The sequence below is a fragment of the Bradyrhizobium sp. USDA 4501 genome (assembly GCF_054062115.1).
Map to the genome: position 1 here is coordinate 7916542 of NZ_JBSSEX010000001.1, position 22506 is coordinate 7939047.

Below are 22506 nucleotides of genomic sequence, written 5' to 3' on the forward strand. Positions count from 1 at the left end.
CCGAGCAATGGGCGCCTTAACATGGGCCGGCGCTGCCGCTGCGATCGCGGCAGCGGCAGGCGCCGCATGGATCGGCCGCAACCTGCCGCCGCGGCCGGTGACCGCTGCGATCGTCGCCGTCGCGCGGGCGGCGGAGACTGCTGCGCCGATCTACTACCGCGATCCCGACGGCAAGTCGCTCTATTCGGCGACACCGAAGAAGACGCCTGACGGGCGCGACTATCTGCCGGTGTTTGCCGATGACGAGGGCGGTGCCGGCGGGCCCGGGCAATCGGCACACGTGAGCGCGCCTGCCGCGAAAGGCGAGAGCAAGGTCAAATATTATCGCAATCCCATGGGACTTCCCGACACCTCGCCGGTGCCGAAGAAGGATTCCATGGGAATGGATTACATCGCCGTCTATGACGGCGATGACAGCGACGACGTTTCGATCACGCTGTCGCCCGGCAGGATCCAGCGCAGCGGCGTCAAGTCCGAGCCCGCGCAGATGCGCCGCATCCGTACGCTGGTCCGCGCACCCGGCACGATCCAGCTCGACGAACGTCGCGTCTCCGTCATCGCGATGCGCGCCGAGAGCTATGTGCAGAAAGTCGCCGACGTCACGACCGGCAGCCGCGTGACGAAGGGCCAGCCGTTGATGGAGATCTACAGCCCTGCAATATCGTCCGCTGCGGCCGAATATGTCGCGACCATCACGTCGAAGGCGACGGCGAACATCGAGCCCTACGGGCGCGGCTCCAAGCAGCGGCTGACCAATCTCGACGTTCCCGAACCGGTTATCGTCGAGATGGAGAAGAGCCGGACGGTTCCGATCGCGATCCAGTGGCTGTCGCCGCGCGACGGCATCGTGCTGCAGCGCGCCGCCATCGAGGGCATGCGCGCGCAGCAAGGCGACGTGCTGTTTCGGATTGCCGACGTCTCTGTCGTGTGGGCATTGGTCGACGTTGCCGAGCGCGATCTCGGCAATATCGTGGTCGGGCAGAACGTGACCGTACGCGCGCGCAGCTATCCCGGCCGCAGTTTCGTCGGCCGGATCAGCGTGGTCTATCCGCAGGTCAACAAGGAGACGCGCACCGCGCGGGTGCGGATCGAATTGCAGAATGCCGACCTCGCGCTGCTGCCGGACATGTATGTCGACGCGGAGATCGACACCGGCAGCCCGGCGCCGGTACTTGCGGTAGCCGATAATTCCATCCTCGACACTGGCAGCCGCCAGAGCGTGCTGATCGACCGCGGCAACGGGCGGTTCGAGCCGCGCGAGGTCAAGCTCGGGCGGCGCGGCGAGGGCTATGTCGAAATCCGCGACGGCATCGCCGAAGGCGATGCGGTCGTGACATCAGCGACGTTTCTGATCGATGCCGAAAGCAACCTGAAGGCGGCGATCAAGGGCTTTGCCGAGGCCGGTGCTGCCCAGGCGGGCGAGGGCGACAAGACGGGAGACCGGCGATGATTGCCCGTGTCATCGCCTGGTCGGCGCGCAACCTGCTGCTGGTGCTGTTCGGCACCGGCTTCGCGGCAGCCGCGGGCCTCTACGCGCTGCTGCATCTGCCGCTCGATGCGATCCCCGATCTCTCCGACACCCAGGTCATCGTCTACACCGAATATCCCGGCCAGGCGCCGCAGGTGATCGAGGACCAGGTCACCTATCCCCTGACCACGGCGATGCTGACGGTGCCGAAGTCGAAGGTCGTGCGCGGCTTCTCGTTCTTCGGCGTCTCCTTCGTCTATGTCATCTTCGAGGACGGCACGGATATCTACTGGGCGCGCTCGCGCGTGCTCGAATTCCTCAACGGCGCGGCGTCGCGGCTGCCGGCCGGCGTCTCACCGACCATCGGGCCCGATGCGACCGGGGTCGGCTGGGTCTACCAGTATGCCGTGATGTCGAAAGAGCTGAACCTTGCCGACACCCGCACGATCCAGGACTGGAACCTGAAATTCGCGCTTGCCAGGGCGGAAGGCGTGGCCGAGGTCGCCAGCGTCGGCGGCTTCGTCAAGCAGTACAACGTGATCCTCGATCCGCAGCGGATGCGCGACCGCGGCATCACCATGCAGCGGATGCGCGACGCGATCCGCGCCAGCAACGCCGATGTCGGCGGCCGCACCGTCGAGCTCTCCGAGTTCGAATATGTCATCCGCGGCAAGGGCTATCTGAAGGACATCAACGATCTCGGCAACATCGTGCTGAAGACCGATAGCGGCACGCCGGTGCTGCTGCGCGACGTCGCCCGCGTCGAGCTCGGCCCCGACGAGCGGCGCGGCATCACTGAACTGAACGGCGAGGGCGAGGTCGCGAGCGGCATCGTGCTGCAGCGCTTCGGCGTCAACGCGCTCGATGTGATCGAGAACGTCAAGAAACGTTTCAGGGAGATCGCGACCAGCCTGCCGAAGTCGGTCGAGATCGTGCCGGTCTACGACCGCTCCAATCTGATCTATGCGGCGATCGACACGCTGAAGCGCACATTGCTGGAGGAGAGCGTGGTGGTCGCGCTGGTCTGCATCGTGTTTCTGCTGCATGTCCGCAGCGCGCTGGTCGCGATCCTGATGCTGCCGGTCGGCGTCTTGATGGCGTTCGGCGCGATGAAGCTGCTCGGCATCGGCTCCAACATCATGAGCCTCGGCGGCATCGCGATCGCGATCGGCGCCATGATCGATGCGGCGATCGTGATGATCGAGAACGCGCACAAGCACCTGGAGCGAGCCGAGCCCGGCAGGTCGCGGGTCGCGATCCTGATCGAGGCCGCGGCGGAGGTGGGGCCGGCGCTGTTCTTCAGCCTGCTGATCATCACCGTGTCCTTCATGCCGATCTTCACGCTGGAATCGCAGGAGGGGCGGCTGTTCTCGCCGCTTGCGTTCACCAAGACGTTCGCGATGGCGGCGGCGGCGCTGTTGTCGGTGACGCTGGTGCCGGCGCTGATGGTGATCTTCGTCCGCGGCAGGATCGTCCCCGAGCACAGAAATCCGATCAACCGTTTCCTGATCTGGATCTACCGTCCGGTCATCCACGCCGTGTTGCGGGCGAAGACGCTGGTGATCCTGCTGGCGCTCGGCGCCGTCGCCGTCTCGATCTGGCCGGCGCGGCAGCTCGGCACCGAGTTCATGCCCGACCTCAATGAGGGCACGCTGCTCTATATGCCGACCACGCTGCCGGGGATTTCGGTGACCAAGGCGGCCGAGCTGCTGCAGATGCAGGACCGCATCATCCGCAGCTTTCCGGAGGTCGGTTCGGTCTACGGCAAGGCCGGCCGCGCCGCGACCGCGACCGATCCGGCGCCGTCGGAGATGTTCGAGACCATCATCAATCTGAAGCCGAAAGTGCAATGGCGCGCCGGCCTCACGCTCGACCGCCTGATCGCGGAGATGGACAAGGCGCTGCAATTCCCCGGTGTCTCCAACGCCTGGACCATGCCGATCAAGGCGCGCATCGACATGCTCTCGACCGGGATTCGGACGCCGGTCGGCGTCAAGGTGATCGGTCCCGATCTTGCCGTGATCGACAAGCTCGCCCGCCAGGTCGAGCAGGTCGTGCGGGGCGTGCCCGGCACCTCGTCGGCCTATGCCGAGCGCAGCCTCGGCGGCTACTATCTCGAGGTCACGCCGAATCGTGAGGCCTTGTCGCGCTACGGCATCGCGGTGCAGGACGTGCAGGACACCATCGCGACCGCGCTCGGCGGCCAGAGCGTGACCACAACGGTCGAGGGACGCCAGCGCTTCACCGTCAACATGCGCTATCCGCGCGATTTGCGCGACAATCCGGGCGCGATCGCCAGCGACGTCCTGGTGCCGATGCCGGCGGGCGGCGCGGTGCCGCTCGGCGAGGTCGCCGACATCGCGCCCGCGCACGGGCCGACCACGATCCGGACCGAGAACGGGCAACTCGCGACCTACATCTATGTCGACATCCGCGATCGCGATCTCGGCGGCTATGTCGCGGACGCGGAGCGCGCGGTGCAGGCCGGCGTGCAGTTTCCGCCCGGAACCTACGTGGTCTGGAGCGGGCAGTACGAATATCTCGAACGCGCCGCGGCGCGGCTCAGGATCGTGGTGCCGGTGACGCTGTCGATCATCTTCCTGCTGCTCTACCTCAATTTCCGCTCGGTGGCGGAGACGATGATCGTGATGCTGTCGCTGCCGTTCGCGCTGGTCGGCGGCTTCTGGCTGATGTGGGCGCTCGGCTTCAACCTGTCGGTTGCGGTCGCGGTCGGCTTCATCGCGCTCGCCGGCGTTGCCGCCGAGACCGGCGTCGTGATGCTGATGTATCTCAACCAGGCGCTGGGCGAGGTCACGGCGCGCCGCGCTGCCGAGGGACGCACGATCGATCGTGACGACCTCAATCGCGCGATCATCGCGGGCGCGGTCGAGCGCGTCCGGCCGAAGATGATGACGGTGGTCGCCATCATGGCCGGGCTGTTGCCGATCATGTGGAGCACCGGCACCGGCTCGGAGATCATGCAGCGCATCGCGGTGCCCATGATCGGCGGTATGATCTCGTCGACGCTGCTGACGCTGATCGTGATTCCCGCGATCTTCGCCGTCGTGAAGGGCATCAAGATCGAAGCGAGAGTGTCGGCACCCGAAGTTGCTTCCTGTGCCGCGCGCCAGCAGGCAAGGATGTGATGGAAACATGACGCCTGTTGGTAGTTTCAAATCGGATTGAATGATACCCCAAGGGGGTATATAGCTGATGGCGGTTTGCAGCGAGCTGATTTGCGGTTAGCTTGCGGCGGTCGGAGATGCGAAGCGGGTGCTGGTGCGATTGACGAGATCAGGGCGGTTGCGGGCGGGATGTTCCATCATCCTGGCCTATCTGTTTTGCGTGCTCGCGCCGTCCTTCGCGCTTGCATTCGGGGCGCCGTTTCCGTGCCTGACCGATGAGGTGCAGCCCGCCGCCGCGGCGCATGTTCACGCGGCGTCGATGGCGCATGCCGAAGCCGTCACGCACGATCATGCCGCCCACGATCATGGCGGCATGCACATGCAACACGCAGCCGATGATGCTGCGCCGGCTGTGAAGCACAGCCACGACGGCAAGAATGCGCCGGGGCCGTGCTGCGCGCTGATGTGCGTATCGGTGCTGCCGGCCGATCTTCCATTCGTCGCTGCTCCCTTGCACCCGATCGCCACGCGTCTTTCCGAGGCTTATCAGAGCCTGCGGAGCGAGGCGCCTCCGCGCCTCTATCGTCCCCCCATCGCCTGATCGTTCGCTGACATCGTGGCGGTGCCGCACGCTTGCGTGCGCACGCCTGTTATTCATCGGATGATCGGGACAGATCCATGTATTCGCATCTCGGGGCGCGGCTCGCCGCCGTGGCCACCAGGCTCGGCTGGCGCGCGCCACCCACATTGCTGCCGCGGATGGCCGCCGCCATCCTCGCATCTGCACCGCTCGCCGGCTGCATGGCCGACGGCCGGCCGGTCGCCGTCGGAGGCGATCCGGCAAATCCGGCGGCGGGGACGGCCGCCGTCGGCTACCGCTCGACGATCGCGCCCTACAGCAGCCTGCGACCGTCGACGCCGCAGCCCTGGCGCGAGCGCAATGACGGCGTGACGCCGCCGGCCAAGCCGGAAGAGTAGGAGGGCGCCATGCGACATCTGGCCATCGTGCCGATCCTGCTGCTTGCGTCATCCGCGCTCGCGGGATGCGCGTCGTTCTCGCCCGACAGCGGTATGGGCGTCGTCTCCGAGGTGACCGAGCAGGCGATCGGCAAGGACGTCGCCTTCGTGCGGTCGGTGGATGAGGCCGCGACCGTCGACGCCGCAGTGAAGCGGCTGCTCGCGCGCAATTTGACGGCGGATGCCGCCGTGCAGGTTGCGCTCTTGAACAACAAGGGGCTGCAGGCCGCCTATAACGAACTGGCGCTGGCGGAGACCGACTACGTCGCCGACAGCCTGCCGCCGAACCCGACCTTCTCGGTCTCCCGCATCAGCGGCAACGGCGCCAGCGAGGTCGAGCGGCAGGTGGTCGGCGACATCCTTGCGCTCGCGACCCTTCCGGCCCGCTCCGAGATCGCGCGCGAGCGCTTCCGCCAGGCGCAGCTCAAGGCCGCGCTCGCCACCTTGCGGCTTGCCGCCGAGGTGCGGCGCAGCCATGTCGCGGCGGTGGCCGCGAACGAGACGGTCGCGCTGCTGACGGATGCGAAGGCGACCGCGGAGTCGACCGCGCAGCTCGCGAAAAAGCTCGGCGAGACCGGCGGCATGAACAAGCTCGACCAGGCCCGCGAGCAGGTGTTCTACGCCGAGATCACCGCCGACCTCGCCAGCGCGCGGCAGAATGCGGCGAGTTCGCGCGAGCGGCTGGCGCGCCTGCTCGGATTGTGGGACGGCGATCTCGGCTTCCGAATCCCCGGCAAGTTGCCATTGCTGCCGAAGCGGCCATTGGAACAGCCGTCGATCGAGATCGCCGCGGTCGGCCATCGCGTCGACCTGCAGATCGCACGGATGGAAATCGTCGCGCTCGCCAAGGCGCTCGATCTCACCGAGGCGACGCGTTTCGTCACGCTGCTCGATGTCGCCGGCATCGACAAGCGTACGCACGATCCCGAAGCCCCGCCGTTCAGGGAGCGCGGCTTCGACGTCCAGTTCCAGATTCCGATCTTCGACGGCGGCGAGGTGCGAGTACGGCAGGCGGCGGAGACCTACCGCCAGGCGATGAACCGCCTGACCGAGAAGGCGGTCAACGTCCGCTCCGAGGCGCGCGACGCCTACCGCGTTTATCGCTCGACCTACGACATCGCGCGCCATTACCAGCGCGAGGTGCTGCCGTTGCGGCAGATCATCACCGAGGAGATGCAGCTGCGCTTCTCCAGCATGCAGGTCGACGTGTTCGCGCTGCTGACCGAAGCGCGGCAGCGGCTCGCCTCGCTGCGCGCGGCAATCGACGCCAGGCGCGACTTCCTTCTGGCGCAATCCGAGCTGCAGACCGCGATCAACGGCGGCGGCTCGGCCGGCGCAGCATCGACACCGTCTTCCATCGCCTCGGCCGCGCAGCCCGCGGCCGGCGGCGGTCATTGAGTGGAGCAGCACATGTTTTCTCGACGAGGATTTCTGGGCGGCGCGGCGCTGGTCACGGCGAGCGCGGTCAGCGGCCGCGTCCAGGCCGCCGCCATTCCCGAAGCGCCGACCATGGACAAGGTGGTGATGCAGCCGCCGCTGCATCCCGCCAGCGGGCCGGACTACCGGCCGGTGGTCACGCTCAACGGCTGGTCGCTGCCGTGGCGGATGAACGGCGACTGGAAGGAATTCCATCTCGTCGCCGAGCCCGTGGTGCGCGAGTTCGCCGACGGCATGAAGGCCAATCTCTGGGGCTATAATGGCCAGGCGCCGGGGCCAACCATCGAGGCGGTCGAGGGCGACAAGGTCCGCATCTTCGTCACCAACAAACTGCCGGAGCACACCACGGTGCACTGGCATGGCATGATCGTGCCGTCAGGCATGGACGGCGTGGGCGGGCTCAACCAGCCGCACATCAAGCCGGGCAAGACCTTCGTCTACGAGTTCGAGATGAAGCACAGCGGGACCTTCATGTACCACCCGCATTCCGACGAGATGGTGCAGATGGCGATGGGCATGATGGGCATGTTCATCGTGCACCCGCGCGATCCTGCGTTCCGTCCCGTCGATCGCGATTTCGTCTTCATCATGAGCAGCTACCTCATCGACCCCGGCACCTATCTGCCGAAGGTCAATGAGATGACCGACTTCAACATGTGGACCTGGAACAGCCGCGTCTATCCCGGCATCGATCCGATGCCGATCCGTCTCGGCGACAGGATCCGCGTGCGGATCGGCAACCTGACCATGACCAACCATCCGATCCATGTGCATGGGCATAATTTCGCGGTGACCTGCACCGACGGTGGCTGGGTGCCGGTGTCAGCGCAGTATCCGGAGACCACGACCGACGTGCCGGTCGGCGCGGTCAGGGCGTTCGACATGCTCGCCGACAATCCGGGCGACTGGGCGTTCCACTGCCACAAGTCGCACCACACCATGAACGCGATGGGCCACGACGTCAGAAACTTCATCGGCGTGTCGCGCCAGGATCTGGCCAAGGCGGTCGGCAAGCTCGCGCCCGACGCCATGGTGATGGGATCGACCGGCATGGCGATGGGCAACATGGAGATGCCCGCGCCCGACAACACGCTGCCGATGATGACCGGCACCGGACAATTCGGGCCGATCGAGATGGGCGGCATGTTCACGGTGATGAAGATCCGCGAGGGGCTCGGCCGCGACGATTACGCCGACCCCGGACCGTACAAATATCCGCCGGGCACGGTTGCCTATGAGGTCGAGGCGCCCGCCGCCGAGCCCGCGCGCCAGCCGCCGGCGGCGCCCGGGCGAAAAGGCAAGCCATCGATGAAGGGAATGAAGATGTAGCGGATCCAGCTCACTCACCAACGACAAGCATCAAACACAGAATGGAGAATCCAGTGAAGCAACTCACCAGCATCGGCATCGCGCTGATTGCGCTGTCGGTCACCGCAGTGCCATCGCGTGGTCACGAGAAGCACGGCCACGAATCCTATTCGGCCGGCGAGCCCGGCGATCCGAGCAAGCCCTCGCGCACGGTCGAGGTCGAGATGAAGGAGATGGAGTTCACGCCGTTCCGCATCGAGGTCAAGCGCGGCGAGCAGATCCGCTTCGTGATCCGCAATGCCGGCACCGAGGATCACGAATTCCTGCTCGCGACCACCGAAGAGAATCTGAAGCATGCCGAAGTGATGAAGAAGCATCCGCACATGGAGCATGACGATCCGAACGGCGTTCGCCTCGCACCGAAGAAGAGCGCGGAGATCGTCTGGAAATTCACCAAGGCCGGAACGTTTGAATATTCCTGCCTGATCCCGGATCACCGCGACTACGGGATGAGCGGCCGCGTCATCGTGAAATGAAACCAGCAGCGAAAGAAAGCACAACAATGATGAACAGGATGATCCAACTTGCCGGCGCCGGCGCATTCGCGCTGGCTCTGACCCTGGGCGCGGCGCTCGCGCAGGCCGCCGCGATCAATGGCGAGGTCAAGAAGATCGACGAGGGCGCGGGCAAGATCACGCTCAAGCACGGTCCGGCCGAGAGCCTTGGCATGGACGAGCCGATGACGATGGTTTACCGGGTCAAGGATCCGGCGCTGCTGAAGCAGGTCAAGGTCGGCGACAAGGTGCGGTTCGAGGCCCAGGAGGGCGACGGCGGCTACACGGTCACCGCGATCCAGAAGGCGAAGTGAGGCGACGGCCCGCATCAACAGGTTGGGCTGTCGGCTAAACGCAGCCGGCAGCCCTTGAACCCGCGACGCATGATCGCCGGAGCTGTTCCGGATGGATCGGCTTGAACGCGTTGCGTGGCCGGCCTTATCCTGTCGTCTGCAAGGACGAGCCATGAACGATTGCTGCGGGCAGAATGCCGCGCACCACCGCCGCTGACGCTGCCGGTCAAGGCCGGCGTGCGGCAGGGGACCGCGACCGCGCGGCCGATTCGTGCGGCTGCTCAGGCGGCGTTCCGATCTTTGACGGCCTCGATCCGCGCTACAGGCGCGTGCTCTGGACGGTCATCGGCATCAATGGCGCGATGTTCCTGACCGAGATGATCGCGGGTCAGCTTGCCGGATCGCAGGCGCTCAAGGCCGATGCGCTCGACTTCCTTGCCGATACGGTCACCTATGGACTGAGCCTTGCGGTGATCGGCGCCGGCCTGCGCGTGCGCGCCTCCGCCGCGCTGTTGAAGGGGCGCGTCGCTGAGCTTGATGGCGCTGTGGGTGTTCGGCTCGACCGTCTACCAGACGTTCGTGCTCGGCGTGCCGAAGGCCGAGGTGATGGGCGCCATCGGCGCGTTGGCACTCGCGGCCAATCTAGGCTCGGTTCTGCTTCTGCTGCCGTACAAGGACGGCGATGCCAATGTCCGCTCGGTCTGGCTCTGCTCGCGCAACGACGCGATCGGAAACCTCATCGTGATGGCGGCGGCTCTCGGCGTGTGGGGATCGGTCTCGGCCTGGCCTGACCTTGCCGTCGCCAAAGTGATGGCGACGATATTCCTCACCTCGTCGGTGCCGGTGCAAATCCTGCGGCAGGCATGGGCCGAATATCGCGAGGCGGCGCTACGCAGCCCGTCAGCAGCGCATGGCTGAGGAAGCCGCAAACGCCCGGTGCTTCCTGCGACAGGCCGCGCCAAGGCGGAAATTTGCCGCGCATTTACCTTAAATCATGGCTCCGTGGGAACGTCCGTGGCAGCGGCGCGTTGCTGTGCATCATTCGAGCGCAGAAGGCCCCCTCCATGACAATCAACGCGGCAATACTGATGGCGGCATTGGTGCTATCGGGAACCGTGTTGGCGCAAAGCTCCGGCCCTTCGGCCGGCTCGGCGGGGGCCGGGCAGGCCGCCAACGTGACCACCACCGGCGAGGCGCTGAACAGCGCCAAGAAGACCGGCGACAGCGGGCCGCCGGTGGAGAAGGCCGCGCGTCCGGCCAAGCCGGATGCCGGCGCCGCGGGCAACACGGTGGGGGCGAGCCGCCCGCAAAAGCCCGATCGTCGCCTCGAGCATTATCCGTAATCTCCATCCGTAACGATTATGCTGATCCGTGGGATCGGTGGAGCGAAGCGATACCTATCACCTCTGATGCGCGCGGAAGCAGGATGGGTTTCGCTGCGCTCCACCCATCCTACGGCACAGCAAAAAGCCGGCGCCGTCGTCGTGACGGCGCCGGCTCGATTGGTGGAATTTGCCTCGCTCAGTAAACCAGGCCGGTGCCCGGGGGCTTCTCCAGCGCTGCGGCGAGCGAGCGATATTCGTCGCTGTTGGTGCCGGCGAGTTGGGCGATGCGGTTCAGGTGATATTGCGCCTGATCGCGGTTGCCCTGTTCGACCTGCCAGAGGCCGTAATACTGCCAGGTGCGCACATGGGCCGGGTCGGCCTTCAGCGCGCGCTCGTACCAGATCTGCGAGACCTTGTAGTCGCCGAGCTTGCGATAGGAGTAGCCGATCAGGTTGGCGACGTCGGCGCGATCATCCTGGCCGAGCGCCTTCAGCTGCTCGATCGCGGCGGTATAGTCGTGCTTGTCGTAGATCGTGGTGTAGGCGGCGCGATAGCCGGCCAGGAACTTCTGATCGTCGATCGCGGAGCTCTTGTCCTTCTTCGCCTTCTTGCCCTTGCTGCTGCCGCTGTCGGAAGCCGGCGGCGAGGGATTGTCGCTGCCCGCGGCGTAGGCCGAGATGACCGGCCCGGAGGCGAGCGTCATCGAGAGCACTGCGAGGCCCAAAAACTTCGTCTTCCTGCTCATTCCTGGTTGCTCCTGATCGTTCCTGATCGTGCTCGGTAATCCTACACCCAAGCCTGATGACTTGAACACCCAGGGGTGCAGAACATTCCCGGCCGATCCCACGATTGCGTGATCCTGCTTTTTTCGGCGGTAGAGGAGAACATGACAGAGATGTCATGCACATGAATGAAGTCCGTCAGGGTCCTTCAGAACGGGTTCAGTGCGCGGCTCATAAGGTCACGTGCATTGATCGGTGAGGCCGACCATCCGGCCGGAGACCTCTCGATCCCGACGAGGAGGACCACCATGTTGAAGACGATTTCCGCCGCGCTGCTCGCCATGTCCGTGATCGCAGCGCCCGCGCTCGCCGCCGAAACCGGCAAGGCCGCAACGCCCGCGCCGGCGACCACGACTGCCCCGGGGACCAAGGCCGCTCCCGTGATCAAGAGCGAGCAGCTGCCGTCGAAGGTGCGCAACGCCAACGCCAAGATGCACCACAAGCACTATCGCCATCACCGCCACCACAAGCACATGAGCATGCTGAAGGTGAAGTCGCCGAAGCATGCGACCAAGCACGTCCACGCGAAGGTCGCGACCAAGCACGTTGCGCCGGCCAAGCGCGGCTGACCCAAGCGCGGTTGAATCTGATCCGAGGGGCGTAGTTTCGATCCACATTGCCCCGCTGCGCCTTTTGGATGCAGAACCGGCCCGTCCGTCCATTGCTTCCCCAATGGCGACGGGCCGGAGTGCGTCTGGCTCCGGTTGTGAACCCGGGCGAGGAATAACCGAGTTGCGAATTCCCTTCGGCCGCCCGGCGGTTTATGAGACGCCTCCGGGGACTCAGGGAACAGCGTCGTTTGCGGATTTCATCACAACTGGCAGCCATCCTGCTGCTCTCGCTTCCGCTCGCCGGCTGCCTCACCAGCGACGACGGCGGCGGGCCGACCACCTTCACCGATGACCGGGGCGTCGCCAACCAGCCGTTCCCGGACCGCTACCGCGACCAGATCCTAGCCTTCATGCGGACCTACCTGAACAATCCGGTCGGGGTCCGCGAGGCTGCTATCGCCGAGCCGGCGCAGCGTACGGTCGGCGGCCGGCTGCGCTACGTCGTGTGCCTGCGCTACAGCGCGAAGGATACCGACGGCAATTACCGCGCCGCCCGGGAGCGCGGTGTCCTGTTTGTCGACGGCCGGCTCGACCGCATCCTCGACAACCCTGCCGAGCCCTGCGCCGGCGCGTCCTACGCGGCATTTCCGGAACTGGAAAAGATGCCGCGCTAAGGCATAATCCGGAAAAGTGTGAAGCGGTTTTTCCGAAAAGATCATGCCCGAACAAGAGGCAGAAGCGCGATCTGATCGCGCTTCTGCGCGGCGGCTTGTCGCAAGCCTGACCGAAACGTCAGCGAACTCCGATCACTTTTCGGGGAGCGTTGAACTTCACTTTAGCCGTCTGCGACTTACATGCAGCCGAGATGCGGCTGCTCAACCGGTGAAAAAAACCTTCTGTGCCAGGGAACAAACGGGCGTTGTTGCGACCCTGTCACAGCTCGGAAACATCACGGGTGCGGCATTGCCCCAAAGCAACCTAATTGAGGTCACGTTGTTTCGCTTTACAGCGCAGCGTTAGTAACGGGGATCAGAAATGAAGAAGTTTTTGCTCGGCACAGTCGCGCTGGCCGCCCTTGCGGGCCCGGCGTTCGCGGCTGACATGCCGGCCCGCACCTATACCAAGGCACCGCCGCCCTATACTGCCCCCGCTGTCGTCTACAACTGGACCGGTTTCTATATCGGCGGCCATGTCGGCGGCGCGTTCACCGACGGCAACAACCTGATGGGCAGCGACGCGCGCTTCATGGGTGGCGTGCAGGGCGGCTTCGACTATCAGTTCGCCCCGAACTGGGTGATGGGCGCCGAGGCGCAGTATTCCTGGCTGCCCAGCTCCTCGAACAATGGCGTGCTGCTCCCGGGCGGAACGCTGGTGACCGGCAACACCGACCAGATCGGTTCGGTGACCGGCCGCCTCGGCTACACCTGGGGTCCGGCGCTGCTCTACGCCAAGGGCGGTTATGCCTGGCGCGACAACAACAACATCACCGCGTCGGTCGGCGGCGTGCCGGCGTCCTTCACCACCGATGGCGGCCACAAGGACGGCTACACGGTCGGCGCGGGCCTCGAATACATGTTCGCCCCGAACTGGTCGGCGAAGGCCGAGTACCAGTACTACAATTTCGGCAAGACCAACTTCACCAGCGGCCCGGCCGACCTCGTCGGGACGAGCTTCCGGAACGACGAACATACCGTCAAGCTCGGGGTCAACTACCGCTTCGGCTGGGGTGGCCCGGTCGGCTCCCGCTACTGATCGCGGCTTGATCGCATCAATGAAAGGCCGGCCTTCGGGTCGGCCTTTTTTGTGTGTGCCGAGCATGACCGGCAGCTTGGAGGTGGAAGTCCTCTATCCAGCCTGATGACGGTGAAGGATTAGCGAAGCGCAAGGGCGTCATCGCGAGGTGGGGTCTGAAGGAAGCGTGGAGCAAAGCCGCGGCCCGATGGACAAAAACTGGATAACGAGGCCTACCCGGCCGGACGAGCGAGCACGCGATCGCGAAGTCCACGGTCATCGGGGCCGGGGTGGTAAATCCGGCGGGCGTGCGGCGAAGGCGGTCGATCTTACCTCGGGAGATCTGCGCTGCGTCTCGGCAACGAGACTGAGGTCGTCGTAAGGCGATCTGACCGCAGTGCAGAAGTCAGCAGAGGGCATAGTAGGCGGAACGAGTTTCGCCGAAGGCCTGAACGCTGGAAGTGACGAGTAGATGCAGCGATATCGCATCGGCCATGCGACTGAATTCCGGGCAACTGGCCTCGGAACGGCGGGAAGGGGTGAAACCCTGACTGACGCTGATCAGAGGAGTCGAAGCTGGCGCGACGATTGCTGACACCCAAACTACGGCGGCAACAGAACAACTCTTGCCGCTTAATCCAGCGAACCGCCGTATACGGACCCGTATGTACGGTGGTGTGGGAGGGGAGGGGCTGCGAGGCTCCCCCCTATCCCGATTGGCCAGCCGCTCGCCCCGGAATGACGACGGATGCGGTGAACCGTAGCTCGGATGGATGGAGCGCAGCGTAATCCGGGGCAGCCGATCCGACGAACGAAGTCCCGGATTTCGCTCCGCGCCATCCGGGCTACGACGCTACATTCACCTGATGTTCAGGCCTGATCGTGCAATGCAAAAAATAATTCCTGCATTGCACGGAACTTTCATCGTGCTGCGCTATTATGCGATCGCCGGGCTGGTGGACAAACGAACATGCGTAGTTTTGCGTTAGGGCTGATCCTCTCTGCGGTCTCCGTGCCGTGCCTTGCCCAGACTATCCTCAAATCCGAACCCCTGGCGCTCGCGCCCTATGAGGTCGTGTTCGTGCAGGATGCGTCCTGCTCGGCTGGCAAGGTGCTCAAGGTGACCGGCGCGATCCGGGGTCTGCATCGGCGGAAGATTTGCGTTTCGCTCGCCGCCGAACAGGCCTCGCTGGCGACGGCCACGCCATAGGCGCGGGCGACCGCACCGATTGCATCCTCAGCCCTCCGCTGCGCGCCGGCCAGCCTGCCGTCTGATCAGTTCAACCGCGGCTCCAGGCGTGCTTCGCGATCGGCATCGGCCTTGTTCTTGGCCGGATCCTCGTTCGGCTCGAGCTGACAGGGCCGGATTTCGTAGTCGTTATCCAGCACCGGGCGCGGCGCGGACTTCTCCTCTCCGGAGATGGCATCCACCACCAGGCCGGATTTCCTGGCCAGTGTCCAGACATCCGCCTCGGTCGGGTAGGCCTTGCTCAGCTTGGCGTCCTGATAAAACAGCGCGTACGGCATTCGTCGTTCCCCAAACAACCGACAACGCCAGCCCCCGTTTTGGGTTTCAGGCAATATCGCCGTTCCGGTCACGGAACCGTGAGCGAGCATCCGCGGCAAGCATCTGAAAATATGAGTCATTTCGGTTCCTTCGCAGAAGGGCCTTGAGTCCTTAACGGGTGGTAAACCCCCGAAAAAAGAATCCCCGGGACTCTCCGGGTAGAATCGCCGGATGCTCCGGCCCATGAGAGCGATCCACCAGCCCCCTTACGAACGCGTGCAGCTCGCGCTGGCGGTTGCGCTGCTCGCGGCCTGCGCCGCCAACGTGGCGCTGGTCTGGTCGTGCCTTTAGATATCCTGGCTTTAGATCTCCCGGCTCTCGCCAAAATCTGTATGTGGCGGCCACGCGAAAACGCCGGAGCCGCGCGGCGCCGCTGGCGATTGACGGCACCGGCATTCCTCCCATCATTGCCGGCAGAACAAGCGCCCGCTGCGCCCTGCGCGGACGGGCCGCGATCGGGGGAGCTGATATGATCGACACGCTGAAGGAACGGGTCAACGGCGACGCCGGCCTGGTGCGGCGCGGCCGCTACCTCACCACGACATTCCTGCTCGAGATCGGCGCGGCCGCCTGGCTGATCGCGATCCATGAGGGCCGGATCGTCGCGGTGACGAAGGGTCCGTTCGTGATGCCCTCGTCGTCGTTTGCGCTGCGCACCTCGCAGGCGGAGTGGGACCGGTTCTGCGAAAAGCGGCCGCCGCCGGGCTCGAACGACCTGATGGCGCTGATCAAGCGCCGCGAGCTGAAGGCCGAGGGCGAGCTGCAGATCTTCATGGCGAACCTGCGCTACTTCAAGGAGGCGCTCGGCAAGCTGCGCCGCGAGGGAGTGGCCGCATGAGCGCCAGGTTCGAACCGATCGTCGGCCGTTACATGCATCTGGAGCTGTTCGGCCGGGCCCACCGCGTCTATGTCGAGGAGGCGGGCGAGGGCACGCCGCTGCTCTGCCTGCACACCGCGGGCGCGGACGGGCGGCAATATCGCGGCCTGATGAACGATGCGCGCGTCACGCGCAACCATCACGTCATCGCCTTCGACATGCCCTGGCACGGCAAGTCGTCGCCGCCGCAGGGCTGGCACGACGAGGAGTACCAGCTCACCTCCGCGCAATACACGACCATGATTCTTGCGGTGATGGACGCGCTCGACCTCGACAAGCCGATCGTGATCGGCTGCTCGATCGGCGGCCGGATCGCGCTGCATCTCGCGCTCGAGCATCCCGAACGTTTCCGCGCCATCATTGGCCTGCAGGCCGGCGCGCATGTCGATCCCTATTACGACCTGAATTTCCTGCACCGGCCGGACGTGCATGGCGGCGAGGTCGCTGCCGCCATCGTCTCGGGCCTCGTCGGCCCCGACGCGCCCGACAAGGAGCGGTGGGAGACGCTGTGGCATTACATGCAGAGCGGGCCCGGCGTGTTCAAGGGCGACCTCTATTTCTACAAGGTCGACGGCGACATCCGCGCCCGCATCGCCGACATCGACACCAGACGTTGCCCGCTGTTTCTGTTGTCGGGCGAGTACGATTATTCCTGCACGCCGGAAGAGACGCTGGCGGTGGCGAACAGCATTGCGGGAGTTGAGGCCACCATCATGAAGGGCCTCGGCCATTTCCCGATGAGCGAGAATCCGGGCGAATTTCTCACGCACCTGCTGCCGGTGCTGGAGAAGATCGGCGGCCGCTAGCGCACGCCCAGGGTTGCTTTGGTCCTCGACCTCGGGCGGCGCGGTATGACAGACTGCGCGTCCGCACGATTGGGCGTGAACCGGTTGCGCAGGAGGTCCCCATGCTTCCGAAGGCTGAAGCGGCCTATTTCGCGATTGCCGACATCTCCGGCTATACCAATTTCCTCGCGGCGGTCGAGCTCGACCATGCGCAGGATATCATCGCCGATTTCATGGATACGGTGGTGAAAGCGCTGCGCCCGCCGTTCCGCCTCGCCAAGTTCGAAGGCGACGCCGCGTTCGTCTACACCACCGCCGAGACGATCGACGGCTCGCTGCTGCAGGACGCGATCGAGGGCGCCTATTTCAAATTCCGCCGGCGCCTGCGCAGCGTGCGCCAGGCCTCGACTTGCGAGTGTCAGGCCTGCGTCGCGATGGGCGATCTCGATTTCAAGTTCGTTATCCATCATGGCGAGATGGTGAAGCAGAAGATGGGCGGCAGGGAGGAGCTCGCCGGGCGCGACGTCATTCTGGTCCACCGGCTGCTCAAGAACACGGTTGCTGAGAAGATCGGCGGGCGCGCCTACGCGCTCTACAGCGACGCGGCCATCCGCGCGATGGGTGTCGATCCGGTCGCGCAGGGTCTCATCGCCCATCGCGAAACCATCGACGTCATCGGCGACGTGACGCTGTGGGCGCGCGATCTGGAAGCGGCGTGGCGGCAGGAAGACGCGCAAACCCGGATGCAGGTGACGCGCGACGATGCCTACGTCATGCTGGAATTCGACATCGCCGCGCCGCGGCAGACGGTTTGGGAGTTTTTCACCGTGCCCGGGCAATGGCAGAAATGGTGGGACGCCGACACCATCGTCGAGGATTCCGGCAAGGGACGACGCGGTCCCGGCACCAGGAACCACTGCATGCACGGCAACCATACCGTCGTTGAGGAGATGCTCGATTGGCGCCCGCCCGATTATTTCACGGTGGGCATCACGCTTCCGATTCCCGGCGCGCCGCGGATCGTGATGACTCGCGCCGTTCTGGACGGTCCAAACGGAATGACGCATCTGGAGCTGCGGGTCGCCAAACCTAAGCCAAAAGATCGAGAGTTCGTCGACGGCGCCGCGGTGAAATACGCCGAACGCATGACCAAGGCGATCGCCGGCTTGCGATCCATGCTGGAAGGAAAGCAGCCTGCCCTCGATGCAGTGGAGGAGCCGGCGTTGACGCGATCGAGCGGACGCTTCCTGACCGAGCCGGTGAAGTCGGGCGCGCGCGGCTGATGCCCAACGCGCGGTCCGGGGTCTAATGCGGCTGCGTTACTTGCCCGAGCGCGGCAGCTCGTTGATCGCGGCGCGGACCTTGGCCATGGTCGTGGTGCAGTATTCCTCGCGCTCCTTCAGGAAGCGCTGCTGCTGTGCGCGGAAATTGGCAACCCGCTCCCGCACCTCGGATCCGAAGTCGCCGCTGATGTCGAGCCGGGCAAAGTGCGGCAGCTGCGCCGGTTGAGGCGGGACTTCGACGACCGTCACCGCCAAAGGCGACGGAGCGGGAGGCAGGCCCTCGATCACGGTCGGCGCCGGAAGCGGAGGCGGCACGACCGCAGCCCGCACCTCAGCCTTGACGCTGAGCGTGGCGACCGCCTCGGCCAAGGCCTGTTCAGCGGCGATCGGCAACGCGGCGGCGGGGGCAGGTGTAGCGGCAGGCGGCGTGGCGGTCGGCTGGGCGGCAGGCGCCGCCGCCGCCGTCCGTGGGGCAGGCGCCGGCGGCTCGGCGTCGGGCAGCTTGCCCTTCACCGACTGTACGAAAGCCATTGTCTGCGCGATCAGGAGATCGCGTTCTTTCATCCACTTCATGGCGCACCCTGAGCGCGCGGATTCCAGCAAAGCAACCGCGCGGAATCAAGCGCTCGCCATCATGATGGTTGACGAAGACGCCTGTTTGGTAGGCGCGGTGACATAATTGTGACACGCCGCGCGGGCGTGGACGGTCAGCGTTGACGGGGATTGGTGTTCGGGACGAACGGGGTACCGACGATCCGGACCGGGGTCTGGGCCAATCCCTGATCCGATGCCGACGCGTGATTCGCGGGCGGCCGGGGCGCGGCACTCGCTGGCGCGGGCGCCGGATCGAGCAGGGCGACGAGGCCAGGCCGCGGCCACGCTGAGCAGCGTGAACGTGCCCAGAAGCAGCAGATTGCGGTCGGATTCGCGGACCCTCATGCGAGGAAAATCGCGTGAGAGGGCATAACGTTCCGAACAAATCCTCAGGGCGTTGTCGAGCGGATTTGGCCTCACCTTGAGGACGAGCATCAGGAGAGGACGAACCGGTAAGCCGTCCGGAACGGGGCGGGGGCCAGCCTAATGGGCCGCTACCGCAGCGGGTACCCGCTCGATGCTGCGGGCCTCGATCAGGTCGGCGTAGCGGCCATATTCCTCGGCCATTTCGAGCAGCTTCTCGCGCACCGCGGCGTCGGTCACCTGCCGGGCCAGCCGTCGCGCCTGATCGGATTGGAAGCGGTAATGTGCTGTGTCGGACATGGTGGCGGCTCCTCACATATCTGTAAGGGCCACCCGGCAAAGGTTCATCAAAGCGTCATTGCAGCGTCGGTGGACGATCCGCCGGGGGAGCCGACGTGACCGGCGCCGTCTTGTCCTCGCGGACCTCGACTTCGAACCAGCCCATCTCCTTCAGCTCGCGAGCCTTCTTCTCGGCCGCGTCTTCGCTGTCGCGCTTCAGCACGATTCGGCTGGTGCCATCTCGGGCAAGGATCAAATAGGTCATTGGCAGAGTTCCACCCCGCATTCTGCATACCCCGTTTGGGGCCGCAAGGACAGAAGCAAGGCGAGGGATGGGTGATCCTACGGGAAGGATCCCACGATTCCTGCCAGGGGAGTGTCGCAGCGGCTTTCCGAACCGGCCCTGCGGGTTTCAGGCCGATCAGGATTGGCGGTGTGCCTTAGCGTTGGGTGCAGACGAAGCGGGTGCCGTTCTTCGTCGTGCCGGTGGCCCGGCTGCCCTTCTTCGCGACAGGATAGTTGTTGCCGTTCGGGAAGCCGGTGAGATGGATGTGGGCACTATCGCCGCCATCGTACGACCCGGAGATCAGACCCGGGGCGGAGCAGGTCCAGCCTGCGGCGCTTGCCGGGATGCAGCCGATGGCAAGGAAAGCGAGGGCGAGTCCGATTCTCATCTCACCCTCGAGCATCATCGATAGCCCGCGCTGAAGTTATGGTCGCGAATGCCGATCGCCTTGGCCTGTGCCGCGGATACCCGATCCCGACACTGAATGTACCTCAGGACCTGCGCGTCGGTGCCCGCGGAGTGAGCGCGCCACATGTCGAGATTGAAGCCGTTCTTGGCCATGCAGGCCTGGGCATGAGGGCTGTCATTGCGCTCCCTGGCGCTCGCCGGAGCGACGGCAAGTATGGACAGGACAATCACGGTGCAGAAAACAATCTTCATTCTGAAATTCCCAAAGGTGAAAGTGCCGGAACAATAGTCAGCGGGAACAAAATCACAAGTAGTCGTTGCGAGATGACTCAACGTTCTCGCTAGCGCTTCCTGCAAAACATTGCGAAGCGCAGGGTCGTTGCATTGGCTAGCGGTGAGCGCGATCGACGACGTGGCACTCCCGGCGACCGGAATACTACGGCTCGCTCTGTACATTGTGGGCAATCAGGCGATGCGCTTTGATTGAATCGCGACGACGTGTTCGAATCGCACCGGGAACGACGCGGCGTAGGCCGCGCATATCTGATGGAGGACGCGATGCCCAGGCACTTCGGTTTGAAGGTAGCATCGGCCGCAGGACGGTCGGCGTTCACGGGGTCATCAAGGGATTTGCAGCAGCGGACTGCTTCGGCGTCGGCATCGAAGAAGCATGCTCTGGACAGCGCTGCAGCGTCGAAGCACGCTTCCCCATGCTCGGAACTGCCTTATTCGCCTGCGAGCTGGCGGGGCTGCTGCGGTCGACGGTCGATCTCGGCAGACTGAAGCTGTGTCGCGGCGGCCAGATGGCGGAAATCCAAGCCAGCGGAAATCCAAGCCAATTGGTGCCGGCTGAGGGGATTGAACCCCCGACCTTCAGTTTACAAAACTGCTGCTCTACCGCTGAGCTAAGCCGGCGAATTGGGAATGATTTGCGCGCTCGAATAGCAGACTTGGCGCGCCAGAGCCAGAACCAAGGCTTGAACCGAGCAGGCGAGAAGCGATCGCGCCCCCGTGTCGGCCCGACAGCAAAAGGCGGCCCGCGGGCCGCCTTTTGCGCCGTCGGCCTAATCAGCTGAGCTACTGGCAGGGATGCTGGCGGCCGTCGCTGCCGCGGAACCAGGTGCCGGGGGTGCAGACAAAGCCGTTTTGCCGGGCATATTCGGCGCCGCCGATCGGGGCGCGGGCATAGTCGGGGCCGCCGAACGGGGCGGTGGCGACCGCAGCCGCCGTGCCGACCGCGCCGCCGACGACGCCACCGGCCACGCGGGCCGCGGCGTCGACAGGCGCGAACGGGCCGGGGTCATAGCGGTTGTAGCTGCCCTGCCAGCCTCGGTCCCGCCGATCGATGCGCTGGTGATAGGCGGTGCGGGTGGTGGCCGGTGCCATCGCCTGGCATCGGGCGTCCGGCCAGGCGTTCGAGCAGCGCGCGGGGGTGCCGATCGTCTGTTGCGCCATCGCCGGGCTCGCCAGCGCCGAGGCGAGCAGGGCTGCTGCGCCGAGGATTTTGAATTGTGTCATGCGAAATCTCCTCTCGTCGTCGAGAGCTAATCTCGCGGTGCCGTGCCTGTTCCAGCGCGGCCTTGCCCTGTGTTCAAAGCAGTGTGAAGTTCACCAGGTTCGTGCGCATGATGCGTTCCGGAGCATGCTGCCTTTGACGAGAATTGCGTGTACAGCGGTGAACGGACTGATGTCGGTGCCGACGCGGGGGATTGATGTTCGGAATTTTGAGTCTTGGCTTTCTGCTCGGCATGCAGCATGCGCTGGAGCCGGATCATATCGCGGCGGTATCGAGCATCGCGGCCCGCCGCAGCCATGTCGGTGACATCGTCAAGCACGGGCTGACCTGGGGACTTGGCCACACGCTCACTTTGTTCATCTTTGCCGGCGCCGCGATCCTGCTCGGGCGCGCGATCCCGGAAACGGTCGCACAGCCGATCGAGAGCGCGGTCGGTATCATGCTGGTCGGCCTCGGCGCGCATGTGTGGTGGCGGCTGTGGCGCGACCGCGTGCACTTCCACACCCATTCGCACGGCGACGGCACGACGCACTTCCACGCCCACAGCCATGCCGGTGAAGCCGCATCCACCGTGGCGCTTGCGTCCACCGTGGCGCGTGCGTCCACCGTGCCGCACGTCCGCGCCGCGCACAGCCATGCGCACGGCTTCCGCTGGCGCACGCTCCTGGTCGGCCTGATGCACGGCATGGCCGGCTCGGCGGCGCTCCTGGTGCTGACGGTGTCGCAGGCCCCAAGTCCGGTGATCGGGCTCGGCTATGTCGCGCTGTTCGGCATCGGCTCCATGATCGGCATGGGCGTGCTGTCCAGCGTGATCGCGGTGCCGCTCGCAGCCTCGGCGCGCTGGCTGACCTGGGCCAATCGCGGCCTGCAAATGGCGGTCGGCGCGGTCACGATCGCGATCGGCGTCCACGCGATCGTCGAGAACGCCTTCACCTGACGGGTCGGCGGCTTCCCGAA

25 protein-coding genes, 1 tRNA gene and 1 pseudogene are annotated in these 22506 nt (G+C 65.2%); 18 read left to right on the forward strand and 9 right to left on the reverse strand.

Translation table 11 applies throughout. The features are described 5' to 3' along the window. Positions 1–7: 7 nt before the first annotated feature. The 10 genes and pseudogenes from ACVWZM_RS36635 (at position 8) to ACVWZM_RS36680 (ending at position 10545) form a co-directional block, all read left to right on the forward strand. The gene (locus tag ACVWZM_RS36635) at positions 8–1450 is read left to right on the forward strand and encodes an efflux RND transporter periplasmic adaptor subunit (protein ID WP_456855811.1); all 1443 of its coding nucleotides are present in this window, start codon (positions 8–10) and stop codon (positions 1448–1450) included. Further along, a complete protein-coding gene (locus ACVWZM_RS36640; protein WP_456855812.1) occupies positions 1447–4614 on the forward strand; it encodes an efflux RND transporter permease subunit in 3168 nt (1055 codons plus the stop codon). Before ACVWZM_RS36635 ends, ACVWZM_RS36640 begins: the two co-directional genes overlap by 4 nt. A gap of 127 nt (positions 4615–4741) precedes the next feature. Further along, positions 4742–5194, forward strand: coding sequence for a hypothetical protein (locus tag ACVWZM_RS36645; protein WP_076831574.1), 453 nt, complete (start codon positions 4742–4744; stop codon positions 5192–5194). 77 nt (positions 5195–5271) lie between these two features. Next, on the forward strand, positions 5272–5571 hold the full coding sequence (locus tag ACVWZM_RS36650; protein WP_456855813.1) for a hypothetical protein: 300 nt from the start codon (positions 5272–5274) through the stop codon (positions 5569–5571). 9 nt (positions 5572–5580) lie between these two features. Further along, on the forward strand, positions 5581–7008 hold the full coding sequence (locus ACVWZM_RS36655) for a TolC family protein (RefSeq protein ID WP_456785235.1): 1428 nt from the start codon (positions 5581–5583) through the stop codon (positions 7006–7008). Between the two features lie 12 nt (positions 7009–7020). Continuing rightward, positions 7021–8376 carry a multicopper oxidase family protein gene (locus ACVWZM_RS36660; RefSeq protein ID WP_057019686.1) on the forward strand — a complete coding sequence of 452 codons (1356 nt, stop codon included), beginning with the start codon at positions 7021–7023 and terminating at the stop codon, positions 8374–8376. A 41-nt stretch (positions 8377–8417) separates the two neighbouring features. Next, entirely contained in the window at positions 8418–8891 is a 474-nt protein-coding gene (locus ACVWZM_RS36665) for a cupredoxin domain-containing protein (protein ID WP_057019639.1), read from the forward strand. A gap of 29 nt (positions 8892–8920) precedes the next feature. Then, a complete protein-coding gene (locus ACVWZM_RS36670; protein ID WP_456856831.1) occupies positions 8921–9223 on the forward strand; it encodes a copper-binding protein in 303 nt (100 codons plus the stop codon). A gap of 198 nt (positions 9224–9421) precedes the next feature. Further along, a pseudogene (locus ACVWZM_RS36675) lies at positions 9422–10120 on the forward strand (cation transporter). 146 nt (positions 10121–10266) lie between these two features. Beyond that, positions 10267–10545, forward strand: coding sequence for a hypothetical protein (locus ACVWZM_RS36680; protein ID WP_038381721.1), 279 nt, complete (start codon positions 10267–10269; stop codon positions 10543–10545). Positions 10546–10723: 178 nt separating this feature from the next. Here ACVWZM_RS36680 and ACVWZM_RS36685 read toward each other — a convergent pair whose 3' ends face one another. Beyond that, on the reverse strand, positions 10724–11272 hold the full coding sequence (locus tag ACVWZM_RS36685) for a tetratricopeptide repeat protein (RefSeq protein ID WP_028335359.1): 549 nt from the start codon (positions 11270–11272) through the stop codon (positions 10724–10726). 285 nt (positions 11273–11557) lie between these two features. On the opposite strand from ACVWZM_RS36685, the gene ACVWZM_RS36690 reads away from it, so the two are divergent. The 4 genes from ACVWZM_RS36690 (at position 11558) to ACVWZM_RS36705 (ending at position 14801) form a co-directional block, all read left to right on the forward strand. Further along, on the forward strand, positions 11558–11878 hold the full coding sequence (locus tag ACVWZM_RS36690; RefSeq protein ID WP_456855814.1) for a His-rich protein BRANT: 321 nt from the start codon (positions 11558–11560) through the stop codon (positions 11876–11878). Between the two features lie 230 nt (positions 11879–12108). Further along, positions 12109–12534 carry a hypothetical protein gene (locus ACVWZM_RS36695; protein WP_057019634.1) on the forward strand — a complete coding sequence of 142 codons (426 nt, stop codon included), beginning with the start codon at positions 12109–12111 and terminating at the stop codon, positions 12532–12534. A 361-nt stretch (positions 12535–12895) separates the two neighbouring features. Beyond that, positions 12896–13612 carry an outer membrane protein gene (locus ACVWZM_RS36700; protein ID WP_057019633.1) on the forward strand — a complete coding sequence of 239 codons (717 nt, stop codon included), beginning with the start codon at positions 12896–12898 and terminating at the stop codon, positions 13610–13612. A 949-nt stretch (positions 13613–14561) separates the two neighbouring features. Then, entirely contained in the window at positions 14562–14801 is a 240-nt protein-coding gene (locus ACVWZM_RS36705; protein ID WP_026192929.1) for a DUF6719 family protein, read from the forward strand. Positions 14802–14866: 65 nt separating this feature from the next. Here ACVWZM_RS36705 and ACVWZM_RS36710 read toward each other — a convergent pair whose 3' ends face one another. After that, positions 14867–15118 (reverse strand): hypothetical protein, encoded by a 252-nt coding sequence (locus ACVWZM_RS36710; RefSeq protein ID WP_028335364.1) that lies wholly within the window; start codon positions 15116–15118, stop codon positions 14867–14869. Between the two features lie 509 nt (positions 15119–15627). On the opposite strand from ACVWZM_RS36710, the gene ACVWZM_RS36715 reads away from it, so the two are divergent. The 3 genes from ACVWZM_RS36715 to ACVWZM_RS36725 all read left to right on the forward strand — a co-directional run bounded on the left by ACVWZM_RS36715 (position 15628) and on the right by ACVWZM_RS36725 (position 18103). After that, positions 15628–15996, forward strand: coding sequence for a hypothetical protein (locus ACVWZM_RS36715; RefSeq protein ID WP_229191918.1), 369 nt, complete (start codon positions 15628–15630; stop codon positions 15994–15996). Next, complete coding sequence (locus tag ACVWZM_RS36720; RefSeq protein WP_456855815.1) at positions 15993–16841, forward strand: alpha/beta fold hydrolase; 849 nt, start codon at positions 15993–15995, stop codon at positions 16839–16841. The genes ACVWZM_RS36715 and ACVWZM_RS36720 overlap by 4 nt, the downstream gene beginning before the upstream one ends. 101 nt (positions 16842–16942) lie before the next feature. Beyond that, a complete protein-coding gene (locus ACVWZM_RS36725) occupies positions 16943–18103 on the forward strand; it encodes a DUF2652 domain-containing protein (protein ID WP_456855816.1) in 1161 nt (386 codons plus the stop codon). Between the two features lie 36 nt (positions 18104–18139). On the opposite strand, the gene ACVWZM_RS36730 is transcribed toward ACVWZM_RS36725, so the two are convergent. From ACVWZM_RS36730 to ACVWZM_RS36760, 7 genes are all read right to left on the reverse strand, one after another. Next, the gene (locus ACVWZM_RS36730; RefSeq protein WP_456855817.1) at positions 18140–18676 is read right to left on the reverse strand and encodes a hypothetical protein; all 537 of its coding nucleotides are present in this window, start codon (positions 18674–18676) and stop codon (positions 18140–18142) included. A 504-nt stretch (positions 18677–19180) separates the two neighbouring features. Further along, positions 19181–19360, reverse strand: coding sequence for a hypothetical protein (locus ACVWZM_RS36735; RefSeq protein WP_229193508.1), 180 nt, complete (start codon positions 19358–19360; stop codon positions 19181–19183). A gap of 55 nt (positions 19361–19415) precedes the next feature. After that, a complete protein-coding gene (locus ACVWZM_RS36740; RefSeq protein WP_057019624.1) occupies positions 19416–19604 on the reverse strand; it encodes a hypothetical protein in 189 nt (62 codons plus the stop codon). A 175-nt stretch (positions 19605–19779) separates the two neighbouring features. Continuing rightward, complete coding sequence (locus ACVWZM_RS36745) at positions 19780–20013, reverse strand: hypothetical protein (RefSeq protein ID WP_456855818.1); 234 nt, start codon at positions 20011–20013, stop codon at positions 19780–19782. Positions 20014–20027: 14 nt separating this feature from the next. Beyond that, on the reverse strand, positions 20028–20285 hold the full coding sequence (locus ACVWZM_RS36750) for a hypothetical protein (RefSeq protein ID WP_057019622.1): 258 nt from the start codon (positions 20283–20285) through the stop codon (positions 20028–20030). A 588-nt stretch (positions 20286–20873) separates the two neighbouring features. Beyond that, positions 20874–20948 (reverse strand) — tRNA-Thr (locus tag ACVWZM_RS36755). 162 nt (positions 20949–21110) lie between these two features. After that, entirely contained in the window at positions 21111–21551 is a 441-nt protein-coding gene (locus ACVWZM_RS36760; RefSeq protein WP_168856707.1) for a hypothetical protein, read from the reverse strand. Positions 21552–21745: 194 nt separating this feature from the next. Here ACVWZM_RS36760 and ACVWZM_RS36765 point away from each other — a divergent pair, with 194 nt between their 5' ends. Continuing rightward, complete coding sequence (locus tag ACVWZM_RS36765; RefSeq protein ID WP_456855819.1) at positions 21746–22486, forward strand: urease accessory protein; 741 nt, start codon at positions 21746–21748, stop codon at positions 22484–22486. Positions 22487–22506: the final 20 nt, after the last annotated feature.